The organism is Rhizobium sp. PK7-22 (assembly GCF_056530405.1).
In genome coordinates, this window is record NZ_CP096514.1 from 2,160,368 (window position 1) to 2,176,990 (window position 16,623).

Below are 16,623 nucleotides of genomic sequence, written 5' to 3' on the forward strand. Positions count from 1 at the left end.
TGCTCGTGGAAAGGGCTAGCTCCCCTGTGGCGGATAGAGCTTGCGCTGGTGGATGATGGTCAGCACGTCGAGTTCGGTCGCGGAAGCAATCCGGTAGACAATGGTATAGGGGAGGCCGGAGATGGCAAATTCCCGCGTCCCTTCGACCAAGCCCTCCCGCCCGAGGAGCGGAAAAATCTCGAACATTTCGATGACTTGGCGGATGCGCGACAGAACGCGGTCCGCAGACAGTCGATCGATGGTCGCAATGTGGGAATGGATCTCAACGAGGTCGTCGACGGCCTGAGGGGTGAAACTAACGTTGAAACCCGAAACGCTCCCAAACGTTTCTCGCAGGGGTCATAACAGAGCGGTCCTCAGATTGCTTCAGAGCCTTCCTGATCTTGCTCTCTTTCCAGGACGCATAGTCACGATCATCCGCCTCGGGCATCTGCGGCCCCGTCGGATCATCCAGGCGGATTTTGTGCTCTCGTTCGCTCATGCCCTCAAGATAGCGCATGCGCCCGTACATTCCAATCCTGCCGCCCTCAATGGCAGCTTGCCGTCGTCTCGCTAACCACGCTTCTCCGTCCCACTTGGCAAAATGCCAGACTCAGTGGTCTACTGCAGCCAAAACAGGGGCTGTCATGGCGACCATTCGCAACGCGCGGGAAGACGAGACCGAGACGTTGAGGGATATCGGCCTCAGAGCTTGGGAAAAAGCCATGCTCAACGTCGGCGAGATGTCCGGCATTCGCGATAATGCTCAAGCGGCCTTCGACAATTTCACCCGCAAGACCTGGCTGACCATCACCGTCGTGGAAAAGGGCGGTGCGGTGGTCGGCTGGGCGGCACGCGAAGCGCTCGACGAACTGATCAGCGATTTCTGGATCGATCCGCCCCACCAGCACCAGGGCCTCGGCAGCGCGCTTCTCACGGAAATCGAGGCGGACATCGTCCGCCAGGGTTTTGATACGGCAAGGGTGGAGACGCACGCGCGCAACGACGAGGCCGTCAGCTTCTTCGAAAAGCACGGCTATCGCATCAACTGGCTGACGGCGACCTATTCCCCCAAGCTCGACCGCGAGGTTCAGTCGGTCGGTCTTTCCAAGCTCCTGGTCGAGGACGCCGAGGTAACCTACGGGCCGGGCATCTAAGCCGCGGCCGGCACCAGAGCGCTCAAGCCATCCAGAAGCAGGTCTGGCGCAAACAGCCAGGTCGTCGCCAGGATGACGTGGAAGGCGACGATGAGCATCAGCTGGGTGCGGAAGGGTTCCTTCCGCGTCTTGTGGCGCAGCATCTGCTGTGCCGCCACAGCGCCGAGGCTGCCACCCAGAAAGGCGAGCGTCAGCAGGGTCCTCTCGCTGACGCGCCAGACCCTCTCGATCGCCGCCTGCTTGTCCCACCAGTAGACGCAGAACACCACGACGTTCAGAAGCAGGAAGATCAGGAGCAGGGTGGCGGGTTCATCAAGTTGCATTTCCCCAGTCTGCCATTCTGGAGTTAAGTTTGTCCCAAGCTCCGCAGCGGTGTTTTGCACGCGGGCAAGGGCGCGCGCTTGCACCGTCGCCCCATTTGCTCTACCTCACAGACACCCCAACGAGACGGTTTCAAGAGCATTCCATGACCCTAGTCGATGTCCGCACGCCCGACCCCAAGCGTTTCATCCCCGGCGCCACCGGCGACTGGGAGATCGTCATTGGCATGGAGGTGCATGCGCAGGTTCTGTCCAAGTCGAAGCTCTTCTCCGGCGCCTCCACGGAGTTCGGCAAGGATCCGAACGCGAACGTCTCGCTCGTCGATGCGGCCATGCCCGGCATGCTTCCGGTGATCAACGAGGAATGCATCAAGCAGGCGGTGCGCACCGGCCTCGGGCTGAAGGCGCAGATCAACAAGCGCTCGCTCTTCGACCGCAAGAACTACTTCTATCCGGATCTTCCGCAGGGCTACCAGATCTCGCAGTTCAAGGATCCGATCGTCGGCGAGGGCAAGATCGTCATCTCGCTCGGTCCCGATCGCCAGGGGCAGTTCGAGGACGTCGAGATCGGCATCGAGCGCCTGCACCTGGAGCAGGACGCCGGCAAATCGATGCACGACCAGCATCCGACCATGTCCTTCGTCGACCTCAACCGCTCCGGCGTCGCACTGATGGAGATCGTCTCCAAGCCCGACATGCGCTCGTCCGACGAAGCCAAGGCCTATATGACGAAGCTGCGCTCGATCGTCCGCTACCTCGGCACCTGCGACGGCAACATGGACGAAGGCTCTATGCGCGCCGACGTCAACGTCTCGGTGCGCAAGCCCGGCGGTGAATTCGGCACGCGCTGCGAGATCAAGAACGTCAACTCCATCCGCTTCATCGGCCAGGCAATCGAATACGAAGCCCGCCGCCAGATCGGCATCCTGGAAGATGGCGGCAAGATCGATCAGGAAACCCGCCTCTTCGACCCGAACAAGGGCGAGACCCGCTCCATGCGGTCGAAGGAGGAGGCGCACGACTACCGCTACTTCCCCGACCCCGACCTGCTGCCGCTCGAATTCGACGACGCCTTCATCGAGGAGATGAAGAAGGATCTTCCGGAATTGCCGGACGACAAGAAGGAGCGCTTCGTGCGCGAGCTCGGCCTGTCGGTCTACGATGCCTCAGTGCTCGTCTCGGAGAAGGCGATCGCCGATTATTTCGAGGCCGTGGCCGCCGGCCGTGACGGCAAGACTGCTGCCAACTGGGTTATCAACGACCTGCTGGGCGCCTTGAACAAAGCCGGCAAAGGCATTGAAGAGACTCCGGTTTCTCCCGTCCAGCTTGGCGGCATCATCGACCTCATCAAGTCCGAGGCGATCTCGGGCAAGATCGCCAAGGATCTCTTTGAGATCGTCTGGAACGAAGGTGGCGATCCAGCCGAAATCGTCGATGCCCGCGGCATGAAGCAGGTGACCGACACCGGCGCCATCGAGGCGGCCGTCGACGAGATCATCGCCGCCAACCCCGATCAGGTCGCCAAGGCGCAGGCGAAGCCGGCGCTGGCCGGCTGGTTTGTTGGACAGGTCATGAAGTCGACCGGCGGCAAGGCCAACCCGCAGGCTGTCCAGGCACTGGTGAAGGCAAAGCTCGGCATCGAGGAATAGGCCAATGGTCTACTTCGTCCGCACCGCCGGCGAGCGCGACCTGGACAAGGTCCGCACGCTGCTGGTCGAAACCTTTCACGCCACCTATGACCCGTTCTTCGGCACGGTGAAGGTGCAGCAGATGCTCGACCACTGGCATTCGGAAAAGGCTCTGAAGGCCCGGATCGGGAAGCGCTTCAGCGAATTCCTCGTCGCCGACAGCGGTCGCGATATCGGCGGCATGGGATATGCCGCCATGTCCACGACGATGGCGAAGACGGCCATGCTCCACCACCTCTACGTCAAGCCGTCCTGCCAGGGGGAGGGCGTCGGTCGCGATATCTTCGCCGAACTCGAGACTTGCTTCCCGGATGCCGAGGTCATGCGGCTGGAGGTGGCGCTGCAAAATACGCGCGCGATCTCGTTTTATGAGCGGCTCGGCTTCTTCGAGGTGGACCGCATGGAGGAATTCGGCGGACCGGCCTCGGGCCTCCCCGCCGTCGTCCTCGAGAAGCCCTTGCCGCGCTGATGGGAGACGAGCCGATGCATGACGACCTCCTGATCCGGCGGGCACACGAAGAGGACCTTCCGGCGTTGATTTCGCTGTTCGCCGAAGACGAGATCGGCGGCCATGGCGATACCACCGACCCGGAAGCCTTCGACGATTACCTGCGCGCCTTCCATGTCATCGATGCGTCGAACAATGAGCAGCTGTTCGTGGCCGATCGGGCGGGCGAGGTGGTCGGGACCTTCCAGCTCATGTTCAACCGCACCCTGACCGGCCGCGGCGGTCTTGCCATGGTGATCGAGGCGGTGCAGACCCGCCACGACATGCGTGGCCAAGGGATTGGAGCCGCCATGATCGAACATGCCCTGCAGGAGGCACGGCGGCGCGATTGCCGCATGGTCCAGCTGACGTCGAACATGGCCCGCACCGATGCCCACCGTTTCTACGAGCGCCTGGGTTTCGCCAAGAGCCACTACGGCTTCAAGATGAAGCTTAGGTGAGCGCCAGCCGGTCTGGAATCACTGGACATCGGCGCCGTCAGGTTGCATAACCGCTCAAACAGTCACAGATCGCGCTGCCTGCAGCGTTTGCCAGAGTTGACGAAACGCACATGAAAAATTTCCTGCTTCAGATTTTCACCTGGTGGAACGGACAGACCCTCGGTACCCGCTTCTTCACCTGGCGCCACGGCAAGAAGGTCGGCGTCGACGAACTGGGCAATGTCTACTACGAGGGCCCGAAGACGTCGTTTGGCGTGCCGCGCCGCTGGGTGATCTTCAACGGGTATGCCGAAGCCTCGGCGATCACGCCGGGCTGGCACGGCTGGATGCATCACCGCACCGACATCGCGCCCTCAGAGGACAACTACGTGCCGCGCGAATGGGAAAAGGGCCACAAGCCCAACATGACCGGAACGCCCGACGCCTATCGTCCGCAGGGATCGCTGGCATCCCCCGGTGAGCGTGCCCGTGTGACCGGCGACTACGACGCCTGGACGCCCGGCGGCTGAACACCTGTTTTGGCCACATTCGGCTTCTACCGGATAGGTGCACCGGGGCGCATCTTCTGTGCCCCGACCGGACCGAGAATGGGATCATCGATGAGGAAATTCACCCGCAAGCTGACCGTTGCAATCGCTGTGGCAGCGGCCATGTCGGCTGCATCGTCCAAAGCCGTCTCGGCTGCGCGCATTTCCAATCCGGTCGCCGTTTTCGCAGGTATCGACAAGATCACCGGTCGCATCACCACCTTTGACGTCTATATCGACGAGACGGTCCAATATGGCGCCCTGCAGGTCACGCCGAAGGTCTGCTATTCGCGTGACGAGACCGAGGCCCAACGGGTGGACGGTTTCGTCGAGGTTGACGAGATCACGCTCGACCGCAAGATCCGGCGGATTTTCACCGGCTGGATGTTTGCCGACAGTCCGGGTCTGAATGCCGTCGAGCACGCGATCTATGACGTATGGCTGACAGGCTGCAAGCAGCAGTCCGACGTTCCGGCACCTGAGGCCACGAACTGACCGCTTAGAAGGTCAGATGCGGCGAATCCATCGCCTCTTTCAATTTTGCCAGATACTCTTCTTTCGGCACGTCGATGGCGCCGAATGTCTTCAGGTGCTCGGTGGTGAACTGGGTGTCCAGAAGCGTGAAGCCCTGCGCCTTCAGTCGCTCCACCAGGAAGACGAGACAGATCTTCGACGCATTGGTGCGCCGCGAAAACATGCTTTCCCCGAAGAAGGCTGAGCCTAGCGAGACGCCGTAGAGACCTCCCACCAGTTCCTCGCCGTCCCAGGCCTCCACGCTGTGGGCATGACCCATGCGGTGCAGCTCGGAGTAGAGCAACCGGATGGTCGCATTGATCCAGGTGTTCGGCCGGTCTTCTGCCGGTTCGGCGCAGCGGTCAATGACCTGATCGAAGGCCGTGTTGAAGCGGATATCGAAGGAGCCTTTACGAACGACCTTGGCGAGGCTTTTGGAGAGATGGAAGCCATCGAGGGGGAGGATCCCACGGATCTCCGGCTCAACCCAGAAGATCTCAGGGTCGTCCGCGGACTCCGCCATGGGGAAAAGCCCAATGGAATAGGCGCGCAGCAAAATGTCCGATGTGAGTGTCGGATAATATTTGCCGCGGCGCCCTACCATGTGTCTCCTGCTGCTACTTGTCGCCGGCCAGATAGTTTTCCAGCCAGTGAATGTCGTAGTCGCCGTTGGCGATGTCCTGGTTGGATACGAGATCCTGGAACAGCGGCAGCGTTGTCTTGATCCCGTCCACGACGAACTCGTCGAGCACGCGGCGCAGGCGCATCATGCATTCGACGCGGGTGCGGCCATGCACGATCAGCTTGCCGATCAGGCTGTCGTAGTATGGCGGGATCTTGTACCCGGCGTAAACACCCGAATCGACGCGAACGCCGAGACCGCCCGGTGCATGGAAATGCGTGATCATGCCAGGCGAGGGCACGAAGGTGCGCGGATCCTCGGCATTGATACGGCACTCGATGGCATGGCCGGAAAAGACGATCTCTTCCTGGGTGACCGAAAGGCCGCCGCCTGAGGCGACGCGGATCTGTTCGTGCACCAGGTCGATGCCGGTGATCGCCTCGGTGATCGGGTGCTCCACCTGCAGGCGGGTGTTCATCTCGATGAAATAGAACTCGCCGTTTTCGTAGAGGAACTCGACTGTGCCGGCGCCCCGGTACTTCATCTTCTTCATCGCATCGGCGCAGATCTGGCCGATCTTCATGCGCTGCTCGACGTTGAGGGCAGGGGAGTTCGCCTCTTCCCAGACCTTCTGGTGACGTCGCTGCAGCGAGCAGTCCCGTTCACCCAGATGAATGGCATTGCCTTCGCCATCACCGACCACCTGCACTTCGATGTGCCGCGGCTTGCCGAGATATTTTTCCATGTAGACGGCATCGTTGCCGAAGGCGGCGAGTGCCTCGGAGCGCGCCGTGGTCACGGCCTCCTCGAGCTCCTCCTCGGTCTTTGCCACCTTCATGCCGCGGCCACCGCCACCGGCGGTTGCCTTGATCAGCACCGGGAAACCGATCTCCCGCGCGATCGCCAGCGCGGTCTCCGGCAGCACTTCGCCAGGAGAGCCCGGAACGACCGGGATACCGAGCTCGACGGCCGTCTTCTTGGCAGTGATCTTGTCGCCCATCAGCCGGATGTGCTCGGCCGTTGGCCCGATGAAAGTGATGCCATGTGCATCCAGGATGTCGGCGAACTTGGCGTTCTCCGACAGGAAGCCGTAGCCGGGGTGAACCGCGTCCGCGCCGGTGATTTCGCAGGCAGCGACGATCTGGTGGATGTTCAGATAGCTGTCGCGCGAGGGCGGCGGGCCGATGCAGACGCTCTCGTCCGCCAGCCGAACATGCATGGCATCGGCATCAGCGGTCGAATGCACTGCAACGGTTGCAATGCCGAGCTCCTTGCAGGCGCGCAATACGCGCAGCGCGATTTCACCGCGATTGGCTATGAGGATTTTCGAGATCATGTGCCGTCGTCCTATTCGATGACGACGAGTGGTTCGCCGTATTCAACGGGTTGCGCATCCGTGACGAGGATCTCGACGACCTTGCCGGAGCGGGGCGAAGGGATCTGGTTCATCGTCTTCATCGCCTCGATGATGAGGAGCGTCTGGCCTTCCTTCACCATGGCGCCGACTTCCACGAAGGAGCGCGAACCGGGTGCCGGCGACAGGTAGACGGTGCCGACCATGGGTGCATTGACCGCATTGGCGTTGTCGCGTGCGGCAGGAGCTGCGGCAGCGACTGGTGCAGGCGCGGCAGCGGCAGCAGCCGGGGCGGCTGCCACCGGGGCCTGGACATATTGCGTGGCGGAAACGCGCGACACGCGGATCCGAACGTCCTCCTGCTCCACTTCGATCTCGGTCAGGTCGGTCTCGTTCAGGATGTTCGCGAGGTCGCGGATCAACCCCTTGTCGATACCGTGCTTATTCTCAGACATGGCAAACCCTATTGTTCTGTTTATCTTGTCAGTCGGTGATGCTTTTCAAGGCGTGCAGAGCCAGGATGTAGCTCGTCGGGCCAAAGCCGCAGATGACACCCTTGCAGGCAGGGGCAATCATCGAGTGATGACGGAATGCCTCACGCGCATGAACATTGGAGATATGGACTTCGATGACGGGAATGGAGATGGCGCGGATCGCATCATGAAGGGCGACGGATGTATGCGTATAGGCGCCGGCATTGATCGCCACCCCCACCGCCTTCTCATCCGCCTCATGCAGCCAGTCGACCAGCATGCCTTCATGGTTGCTTTGCCGGAAATCGACGGCGAGCCCGTAACCCGAGCCCGCTGCAACACAGTCGTTCTCGATATCCTTCAAGGTCTTGCCGCCGTAAATGCCGGGCTCGCGCTTGCCCAGCATGTTCAGGTTGGGGCCGTTCAGGACGAAGACCGTCTTGCTCATCGTATTCCAGTGTTCCTGTCAAAAGTCAGGGGCCACCTATAGACCGCCCGCAACACAAGGAAAAGCCCCCGTTCTTTGAAACACCGGGCTTTCCGCCGACGTGGACGAGGGGAGCCTAGGGTCAGCAGCTGCTCTGGCCGCAGGCCCGCACGTTTGCGACTTTCTCTTCGATGGCAGCGCGGCCGACGGCGCCGAAAAGCGCCTCGTCGCCGACGACGTAGGTGGGAGTGCCCGTCACGCCGATGTTCGTTGCAAGCTGATAGGCCTCGCGCACAAGGGCGTCGTTCGGCTGCTCTTTCATCGACTTGCGGATTTCCGCGTCGCTGACGCCCAGCGAGGTGGCGATCTCGAGCGCACTGTTTTCCGTCGCCGTGCCGGTCGCGCCGAGCATCATGCGATGGAATTCCGGATACTTCTCGGGAGCCACCAGCCTGACTGCATTGGCAACACGGTGTGCGGCAATCGACTCCGGTCCCAGGATCGGAAGCTCCTTCAAGACGAAGCGGATGTTCGGGTCGCTGGCGAGGATCTCTTCCATGTCGCCGAGGGCCTGCCTGCAGTATCCGCAGTTGTAGTCGAAGAACTCGACGATGGTAACGTCGCCCTCCGGATTGCCCAGCACGACGTCGTTCTTCGACAAGAAGATGGCATCATGATTGGCAGCCACCGCCTGGCCGGCCATCGATACCCGTGCCGCCTGCTGCTTGGCTTCCAGTGCCGCCTGAACCTCCAGCATCACTTCCGGGTTCTGAACCAGATACTCTCGGATGAACTCCCCCATCTCCTTCTTCTGCTGCTCGTCGAGCGCGACCGCCGGCGAAAGCCACAGCGAGGCGATCAGCAGCGAACTGAGGGCGAGGATCTTGGACGGAACGGGCATGGGGAATCCTTTGATCGATGTCAGGCGCTGGAACGGGTCCGCGTAAAGGTGATTTGCGGCAAACCTACGCCGACGGCGGAAGGTTCGAAACTGCAAATCTGCTCGGGGCGGAGCTTGTGTTGTCACAACTGCGTTGGGTTAGGTCGCCCCCGGCTGGCCAACGAGCAAGGGCCGCGCAGAAGAACGCGGCCCTTTAACATATCTCTCGATGCCGTCTCAGCTCAGAAGAAGCTGCGGCGCTGCCACCAGCCGGCCTTCTTCGGCTTCGACGGATCGTTGTCGTCGGTTTCCTCGGCGTTAGGCTCGGAGCTTCTGACCACCGGATCCGAAGAGCTGATGTTGGACGCCCGGTTGGTCCGGACGGGCCTGGCCTCATCTTCCGCTGGCGGAGCCGGTGTCTCGGCGACTTCGGCAGGTGCGTCGGCGATGGCGGCAGGTGCCTCTTCACCAAGCGCTGCGGCGACCTGCTCCGCAAGCACGGGTTCGCTGGCTACTTCGGCAGCCTTGGCAACCTCCGGCGTGACGGTCGGCGCCGGCGCTTCCTCTGCTGCGGGTGCCGCCTCTACGGCGACCTCTTCCACCGGCGCGGCAACTGCCTTGCGGCGGCTTCTGCGCGGCTTGGCGGCGACAGGCGCATCGGCTTCCGGTTCGGCAGGAGCGGTTGAAGCGACTTCCGTCGGCTGCGCCGCGGTAGCGTCGCCCTCAGAGGTCGTGGCCTGGGAGGATGCATCCTCCTCGGAGCCTTCCGTCTCGCTGCCGTCCTCGCCCGGACGATTGCGGCGTCCGCCACGCTTGCCGCGGCGGCGACGCTTGCGCCGGCCATTCTCATCCGTGTCGGCGCCCGTATCCGTCGCTTCGCGGGCTTCGGTCTCGTCCTCGTCGCCTTCGTCCGTATCGTCGTCGGCGGAGCCATTGTCGCTATCGCCGTTGTCCAGGCTCACGCCGTCGGCGCGATCGCCGTTCTTGTTGCGGCGACGACGACGACGCTTGCGCTTGCGACCATTCTGGTCGTCGCCCTGCGTCGCGGTTGCCGGCGCGGCAGCGGCAACAGCCTGAACCTCGCCAAGCTCTTCGTCATCCTCTTCGTCCTCCTCGATGACGATGTCATCGTCTTCGTCTTCGACGGGGAGGGCGGCAAACTGCATCAGGCTTTCGATCTTGATCGGGTTTTCCACCGCTTCGCCGCGGTCGATCGCGAAATGGTTGGAGCCGATGGTGTCATCCGATTCGATGAAGATCGAGACGCCGAAGCGGTGTTCGTAATCCACAATCGAGTTTCGCTTGTGGTTGAGAAGGTAGAGCGCGATCTCGGGCGTGGTGCGCACGCTGATGTCGTGCGTGGTGTTCTTGAGCAGATATTCCTCAACGCCGCGCAGAACGTGCAGTGCAATGGAGGACTGCGACCGCACGTGGCCGGTGCCGCCGCAATGCGAGCAGACCTGGGTCGTGGATTCCAGTACTGATGCGCGGATGCGCTGGCGCGACATTTCCAGCAGGCCGAAATGCGAGATGCGTCCGACCTGGATGCGCGCACGGTCGTTCTTCAGGCAATCCTTGAGCCTCTTCTCGACAGCGCGGTTGTTGCGCTTTTCTTCCATGTCGATGAAATCAATGACGATCAGACCGGCAAGGTCGCGCAGGCGGAGCTGGCGGGCAACTTCTTCGGCTGCCTCCAGGTTGGTCTGCAGCGCGGTGTCCTCGATCGAATGCTCGCGGGTCGAACGACCGGAGTTGACGTCGATGGCGACGAGCGCTTCCGTCTGGTTCATGATCAGGTAGCCGCCGGACTTCAGCGTCACCTGCGGCTGCAGCATGCGGTCGAGCTGTGCCTCGATGCCGGAGCGCGAGAAGATCGGGTGGATGTCGCGATAGGGCTGCACCACCTTGGCGTGGCTCGGCATCAGCATCTTCATGAAGTCTTTCGCTTCGCGATAGCCTTCTTCACCGGCAACGATGATCTCCGAGATGTCCTTGGTGTAGAGGTCGCGGATGGACCGCTTGATCAGCGAACCTTCCTCGTAAACGAGGCAGGGAGCCATTGAGCTGAGCGTCAGGGTGCGGACGTTCTCCCACAGACGCATCAGATATTCGAAGTCGCGCTTGACCTCGACGCGCGTGCGGTTGGCGCCAGCCGTGCGCAGGATCACGCCCATGCCCTGCGGCACTTCGAGTTCGCGTGCAATTTCCTTCAGGCGCTTGCGATCCTGCGGGCTAGTGATCTTGCGGGAAATTCCACCACCACGCGCCGTATTCGGCATCAGCACGGAATAGCGGCCAGCAAGCGAGAGATAGGTCGTCAGGGCGGCGCCCTTGTTGCCGCGTTCTTCCTTTGCCACCTGCACCAGCAGGATCTGGCGTCGCTTGATCACTTCCTGAATGCGGTACTGCTTACGCGGCCGGCGCACGACGCGATCGGGAACTTCTTCCATGGCGTCTTCTGCGCCGACGGATTCGATTTCTTCCTTCTCGCCGTTGTCGTCGTCGTCATCATCGTCGTCATTGCCGCGACGGTCTCTGATGTCTTCGGAGATCGAATCGGTTTCAACCATGGCGGCCATTTCGCCCGGCGTACCCTTGTCTTCGTCGCTATCGGAAGCGTCGGTTGTCGGTTCGTCGGCTGACGTCTCGACGGCTTCCGCTTCCACCGGCTTCTTCCGGGCGCGGCTGCGGCGCGGCTTTGCCTTCGGCTTTTCTGCTTCAACGGCTGCAGCTTCGCCGGGGCTGACCTCGGCGGCTTCGGCACCAGCCTCGCTGGCGGCTGCTTCGGCCGAAAGTGCGGCCGGCTCGTTGACATAGGGCTGTTCTGCCGATGCAGGGTCGATAGGATCCGCCGCGTCGTCATCTGCAATTCGCCGCTGGTCTTCGGCTTCGGCCTGCTTCAGGGCCTGCCGGTCAGCATGCGGGATCTGGTAGTAGTCCGGATGAATTTCCGCGAAAGCCAGGAAGCCGTGACGGTTGCCGCCGTAATCGACAAAGGCTGCCTGTAGCGAGGGCTCAACCCTCGTCACCTTTGCCAGATAGATATTGCCGCGAATTTGTTTCTTGTGCTGGGACTCGAAATCGAATTCTTCAATACGGTTGCCGCGAACGACGACTACCCGCGTCTCCTCTTCGTGAGACGCGTCGATGAGCATTTTGTCTGCCATGTAATTTCTGCTCCTCGGCGCAGCCGAGCAGGTGCAAAAAGGCCTGCCGCAGGGACAGGCCGATTATGCATGATGGGGATTGCGCCGGAAAAAATGGTTCTCTTTGAACGGTGTTGCGGCGACAGCCGGACGGCTGACGGAGCCTTCGGCTCCATCAGGGTATCCAGGTTCTGAAACGCTTGCCGAGACATGAAAGTCCAAACGAGAACGACGATATCTTAGGCCTCTAGGGGCCGGTGGAGGTGCTCTTTGTGAGCTTGGGTGGCGCGCCACCCGGTATGGGTCCGGCCAACGCCGGATGAGATCGAGTATCAGGATTAAAATGTACAGACGGCGGATGAACTGCTCACATTCGGCGCCAGGTTCCTTTTGGGCTGGCCAGCCTGCGGGCAGACTATCCCGTCAACACGTTAGTCCTTAACCGCCTTGTATGGTTTCTGTGACATAATAGCAAGGGAAAAGCCGGTGCCGCCTTATTCTCGATTGAATTAAGAGGCTAGTGGAAGCCGTTGATTCGTAAGCGCCGTTCAGCGAAATCATGTGTGCTCGGGCGCCCACGAAAGACGGGGACATTGAAGTCGGCAAGCGGGACGACGTCGCAATGATGGTTACCAAGGGGCGCTTCTCTGCGCCGAGGCGGTTGATCGCGCGAATCGGTCGCGGCACCGTTTTAGGGATTTTTGCCGTCGCCTTGTCGGGCGTCAGCGGACTGCACGCTGCCGACAAGCCGCTGCTGGCCTTCGGAGCCCGCATCGCCGGTGATGATGCCCGCACCCGCATCGTCATTGATTTCGACGAAAAGCCTGAGTTTTCGATTCATTATGTGGCTGCACCGGAACGGGTGGTGGTCGATCTTCCGGCGACGGCATTCGGTTTTCCCGACGAAGACCTCGCCCCGCGGGGCCTCTTCAACGACATCCGCTTCGGTGCCATGGACGAAACCAGCGCCCGGATCGTGCTGACTGCCAAGCGCCCGGTGCAGTTGAGCCTTGCCGAGGTCCAGGAGGGCGAGAACGGCGAATTCCGTCTGGTGCTGGATGCGGAGATGGCGACGGCCGAGGCCTTCAACAAGCGTGTTCAGGGGCAGGAGTGGGAAGGCAACGCGGCTACCGGCGATGAACCTCTTGCCGCCGTCGACGATGATGATGCCTTCGTCGTGGCAATTGATGCCGGCCATGGCGGCATCGACACCGGAGCGATCGGCACGACGACGCAAACCCCGGAGAAGTCGATCACGCTGTCATTCGCCAAACTGCTTGCCGAGGAACTGGGTGGCGAGGAGGGCATCGACGCCGTGCTGACGCGCGACGACGATGTGTTTCTGTCCCTCTCCGAGCGGGTGACGCTTGCGCGCCAGGCAAAGGCGGACCTGTTCATCTCCCTACACGCAGATACTCTCAGCCAGAAGGACATCCGTGGCGCGACCGTCTATACGCTCTCCGACCGCGCCTCCGACCGCATGGCCGAGAACCTTGCGGCGCGTGAGAACCTTTCCGACCAGATTGCGGGCATCCGCCTCAAGGACGAGCCGCCGGAGGTCGCAGACATCCTTCTCGATCTGACCCGGCGCGAGACCCAGGCTTTTTCCGTGACCCTGGCGCAGAACGTTCTTAGCTCGTTCGAAGGGCAGGTCGGCCTGATCAACAACGCCCACCGTCATGCTGGTTTCCAGGTATTGCGTGCGCCGGATATTCCGTCGGTGCTGCTGGAACTCGGTTTCCTGTCCAACGTGGATGATGAAAAGCTCCTTCTCGACGAAGCCTGGCGCAGGAAGGTAAGCAGACTGCTGGTCGACGCCGTGGGCCGTTACAAGAACATGGCTGTCGCCAACGGCGGCTAGGTGATGCGGGTGGCGTGTTGGCAACACCGGCGGCAGAAACGTACATCCCACAGAGGCGGGAGCTGGGAGGAGGGCGCGCGAGCCCTATTTTCCTCACATTCAAACCGTTAGTCGCAGCCAAGTGCTACGGCGACTCGGTTGCTGAGCCTACGCCTGCTTGCGCAGGGACATCCGCCGTGCAAAACCGCACCAATTGTGCGATGGTGTGCTGGTACCGAATGACAAGCCGAACGGTAGCTTCGATATGATCAGACTTATTGGGTATTTCTTTGGATTGGCATGCGTTCTGTTTCTGGGCGTTGCCGTCGTCGTCGCGATCTATCTCGCCGGCGTTTCCCGGGATCTGCCCAATTACGAGGTTCTAAATTCGTACGAGCCGCCTGTTGCAACCCGCGTCCACGCGGGCAACGGTGCGTTGATGGCCGAATATGCGCGCGAACGGCGTCTCTTCCTGCCAATCCAGGCGATACCCGACCGCGTCAAGGCCGCATTTCTCTCTGCGGAAGACAAGAACTTCTACAACCATCCGGGCGTTGATCCGGCAGGCCTGGCACGCGCCATCATCAACAACCTGCAGAACATCGGGTCCGGCCGCCGGCCGGAAGGCGCATCGACGATCACTCAGCAGGTGGCGAAAAACTTCCTGCTCAGCAACGACCAGACGATCGACCGCAAGGTGAAGGAGGCAATCCTCTCCTTTCGGATCGAACAAACCTATTCGAAGGACAAGATCCTTGAACTGTATCTCAACGAGATTTTCTTTGGCTTGAATTCCTACGGGATCGCCGGGGCAGCCTTGACCTACTTCGACAAGTCGGTGACCGAGCTGACCATCGCCGAGTCGGCTTATCTGGCAGCGCTGCCGAAGGGTCCCAACAACTACCATCCCTATCGTCGCGAGGCGGCAGCCGTTGAGCGCCGCAACTGGGTCGTCGATAGGATGGCCGAAAATGGATATATCACGGTCGCCGATGCGGACGAGGCCAAGAAGCAGCCGCTTGGCGTGAAGCCCAGAACCGGTGGTTCGCACCTTGCGGCTTCCGAGTATTTTGCCGAAGCGGTCCGCCGCGAGATCATCGAGAAATACAGCGACGACACGCTCTATGAAGGCGGCCTTTCGGTTCGCACCTCGCTGGATCCGGAACTCCAGGTTCTGGCCCGTGCGGCTCTCCATAATGGTCTTGTCCAGTACGACGAGCGGCGTGGCTTCCGTGGCCCCGTCTCCAAGCTCGCCGTCAGCGGCGACTGGGGTCCGGAGCTCGCCAAGGTTTCGGGCCTCCGTGATGTGCCGGAATGGCAGGTTGCGGTGGTGATCGCGGTCTCGAGCGAGGAAGTCGATATCGGGCTGCAGCCGTTAACGGATGCTGGCGGCAAGGTGGATGAAACGCGCAAGACGGGCGTGATCAAGGCTGCAGACATGAAGTGGGCCTACCGCGACGCCGCAGGCGAGCGCAAGACGGCCAAGTCTCCGGAAGGCGTTCTCGAGCCGGGCGACGTCGTCTATGTCGAGCCGATCGCCGACGAGGAAGGCAGCTATCGCCTGCGCCAGCCGCCGAAGGTGCAGGGCGGTTTCGTCGCCATGGACCCGAACACCGGCCGCGTGCTGGCCATGGCCGGCGGCTTCTCCTATGCCCAGTCGGAGTTCAACCGCGCGACACAGGCAATGCGTCAGCCGGGTTCCTCGTTCAAGCCCTTCGTCTATGCAGCGGCACTTGACAACGGCTACACGCCGGCTTCGGTCATCCTCGACGCGCCGATCGAAATGGTATCGGGCGGTGAGGTCTGGCGGCCGGAAAATTATGGCGGCGGATCGGCTGGCCCGCAGACGCTGCGCCTTGGCATCGAGAAGTCGCGAAACCAGATGACGGTGCGACTGGCGCAGGACATGGGAATGGAGCTCGTCGCGGAATATGCGGAGCGCTTCGGCATCTACGACAAGATGCTGCCGGTGCTCGCGATGTCGCTCGGCTCGGGTGAGACGACCGTGCTGCGCATGGTGTCCGCCTATGCCGTGATCGCCAACGGCGGCAAGCAGATCAAGCCGACCGTCATCGACCGGATTCAGGATCGCTATGGCAATACGATCTTCCGCCACGAGGAGCGCACCTGCGACGGTTGCAACGCGACAGTATGGTCAGGGCAGGAGGAGCCGGTCCTGGTCGACAACCGTGAGCAGGTCCTTGACCCGATGACCGCCTATCAGATCACCTCGATGATGGAAGGCGTGGTCAAGCGCGGAACTGCTGCCGGCAAGATCAACATCTCGGATCGTCCCGTCGCCGGCAAGACCGGCACCACGAACGACGAGAAGGACGCCTGGTTCGTCGGCTTCACGCCGAACCTTGTGGCCGGCGTCTATATCGGCTTCGACACGCCCGCACCACTTGGCCGCGGCAGCACCGGCAGCGGGCTTGCCGCCCCGATTTTCGCCGACTTCATGGAGAAGGCGGTCAAGCATCTGCCGGCAGAGAAGTTCATTGTTCCCGAAGGAATGCAGTTCATTCCGGTCAACCGGACGACGGGCATGATGGCCTTCGAAGGCGAACCGGATACGATCGTGGAAGCCTTCAAGCCCGGAACCGGCCCAGCCGACGTCTTTGCCGTGATCGGCGAGGGCGAATACCTGCCACCGGAAGAGATTCTTCAAACCTCTCCGCAGGCGCAGCAGGCCGTCACATCCGGCGCGGCCGGCCTCTTCTAGCCGAAATCCAGGGACACCCTTGCGCCG

General features: G+C 61.7%; 16 protein-coding genes. 8 read left to right on the forward strand and 8 right to left on the reverse strand.

The genetic code is table 11. The features are described 5' to 3' along the window. Positions 1–15: 15 nt before the first annotated feature. The gene (locus M1E10_RS15260; protein WP_499177194.1) at positions 16–336 is read right to left on the reverse strand and encodes a type II toxin-antitoxin system RelE/ParE family toxin; all 321 of its coding nucleotides are present in this window, start codon (positions 334–336) and stop codon (positions 16–18) included. 290 nt (positions 337–626) lie between these two features. Between M1E10_RS15260 and M1E10_RS15265 the strand changes: the two genes are divergently transcribed. Beyond that, on the forward strand, positions 627–1,136 hold the full coding sequence (locus M1E10_RS15265) for a GNAT family N-acetyltransferase (RefSeq protein ID WP_499173679.1): 510 nt from the start codon (positions 627–629) through the stop codon (positions 1,134–1,136). Here M1E10_RS15265 and M1E10_RS15270 read toward each other — a convergent pair. After that, the gene (locus M1E10_RS15270; protein ID WP_499173681.1) at positions 1,133–1,459 is read right to left on the reverse strand and encodes a DUF1294 domain-containing protein; all 327 of its coding nucleotides are present in this window, start codon (positions 1,457–1,459) and stop codon (positions 1,133–1,135) included. The genes M1E10_RS15265 and M1E10_RS15270 overlap by 4 nt on opposite strands. 143 nt (positions 1,460–1,602) lie before the next feature. Here M1E10_RS15270 and gatB point away from each other — a divergent pair, with 143 nt between their 5' ends. The 5 genes from gatB to M1E10_RS15295 all read left to right on the forward strand — a co-directional run bounded on the left by gatB (position 1,603) and on the right by M1E10_RS15295 (position 5,114). Next, on the forward strand, positions 1,603–3,105 hold the full coding sequence (gene gatB, locus M1E10_RS15275; protein ID WP_499173683.1) for an Asp-tRNA(Asn)/Glu-tRNA(Gln) amidotransferase subunit GatB: 1,503 nt from the start codon (positions 1,603–1,605) through the stop codon (positions 3,103–3,105). Between the two features lie 4 nt (positions 3,106–3,109). Beyond that, the gene (locus M1E10_RS15280; RefSeq protein WP_499173685.1) at positions 3,110–3,613 is read left to right on the forward strand and encodes a GNAT family N-acetyltransferase; all 504 of its coding nucleotides are present in this window, start codon (positions 3,110–3,112) and stop codon (positions 3,611–3,613) included. A gap of 14 nt (positions 3,614–3,627) precedes the next feature. Further along, positions 3,628–4,092: a GNAT family N-acetyltransferase gene (locus M1E10_RS15285; protein WP_499173687.1), complete on the forward strand. Its 465-nt coding sequence runs from the start codon at positions 3,628–3,630 to the stop codon at positions 4,090–4,092. A 110-nt stretch (positions 4,093–4,202) separates the two neighbouring features. Further along, a complete protein-coding gene (locus M1E10_RS15290) occupies positions 4,203–4,601 on the forward strand; it encodes an NADH:ubiquinone oxidoreductase subunit NDUFA12 (protein WP_499173689.1) in 399 nt (132 codons plus the stop codon). Positions 4,602–4,691: 90 nt separating this feature from the next. Then, positions 4,692–5,114, forward strand: coding sequence for a DUF2155 domain-containing protein (locus tag M1E10_RS15295; protein ID WP_499173691.1), 423 nt, complete (start codon positions 4,692–4,694; stop codon positions 5,112–5,114). 4 nt (positions 5,115–5,118) lie between these two features. On the opposite strand, the gene aat is transcribed toward M1E10_RS15295, so the two are convergent. From aat to M1E10_RS15325, 6 genes are all read right to left on the reverse strand, one after another. Then, positions 5,119–5,736: a leucyl/phenylalanyl-tRNA--protein transferase gene (gene aat, locus M1E10_RS15300; RefSeq protein WP_499173693.1), complete on the reverse strand. Its 618-nt coding sequence runs from the start codon at positions 5,734–5,736 to the stop codon at positions 5,119–5,121. Between the two features lie 13 nt (positions 5,737–5,749). Continuing rightward, complete coding sequence (gene accC / locus M1E10_RS15305; protein ID WP_499173695.1) at positions 5,750–7,090, reverse strand: acetyl-CoA carboxylase biotin carboxylase subunit; 1,341 nt, start codon at positions 7,088–7,090, stop codon at positions 5,750–5,752. Positions 7,091–7,101: 11 nt separating this feature from the next. Then, a complete protein-coding gene (gene accB / locus M1E10_RS15310) occupies positions 7,102–7,563 on the reverse strand; it encodes an acetyl-CoA carboxylase biotin carboxyl carrier protein (RefSeq protein WP_499173697.1) in 462 nt (153 codons plus the stop codon). 28 nt (positions 7,564–7,591) lie between these two features. Then, entirely contained in the window at positions 7,592–8,029 is a 438-nt protein-coding gene (aroQ, locus tag M1E10_RS15315; RefSeq protein ID WP_499173699.1) for a type II 3-dehydroquinate dehydratase, read from the reverse strand. A 121-nt stretch (positions 8,030–8,150) separates the two neighbouring features. Beyond that, entirely contained in the window at positions 8,151–8,909 is a 759-nt protein-coding gene (locus M1E10_RS15320) for a DsbA family protein (protein ID WP_499173701.1), read from the reverse strand. A gap of 221 nt (positions 8,910–9,130) precedes the next feature. Then, positions 9,131–12,055, reverse strand: coding sequence for an Rne/Rng family ribonuclease (locus M1E10_RS15325; RefSeq protein ID WP_499173703.1), 2,925 nt, complete (start codon positions 12,053–12,055; stop codon positions 9,131–9,133). A 601-nt stretch (positions 12,056–12,656) separates the two neighbouring features. Between M1E10_RS15325 and M1E10_RS15330 the strand changes: the two genes are divergently transcribed. Together M1E10_RS15330 and M1E10_RS15335 are read left to right on the forward strand one after the other, a co-directional pair. Next, positions 12,657–13,895 carry an N-acetylmuramoyl-L-alanine amidase gene (locus tag M1E10_RS15330; RefSeq protein WP_499173706.1) on the forward strand — a complete coding sequence of 413 codons (1,239 nt, stop codon included), beginning with the start codon at positions 12,657–12,659 and terminating at the stop codon, positions 13,893–13,895. A 244-nt stretch (positions 13,896–14,139) separates the two neighbouring features. Next, on the forward strand, positions 14,140–16,596 hold the full coding sequence (locus M1E10_RS15335; RefSeq protein WP_499173708.1) for a penicillin-binding protein 1A: 2,457 nt from the start codon (positions 14,140–14,142) through the stop codon (positions 16,594–16,596). Positions 16,597–16,623 lie beyond the last annotated feature (27 nt).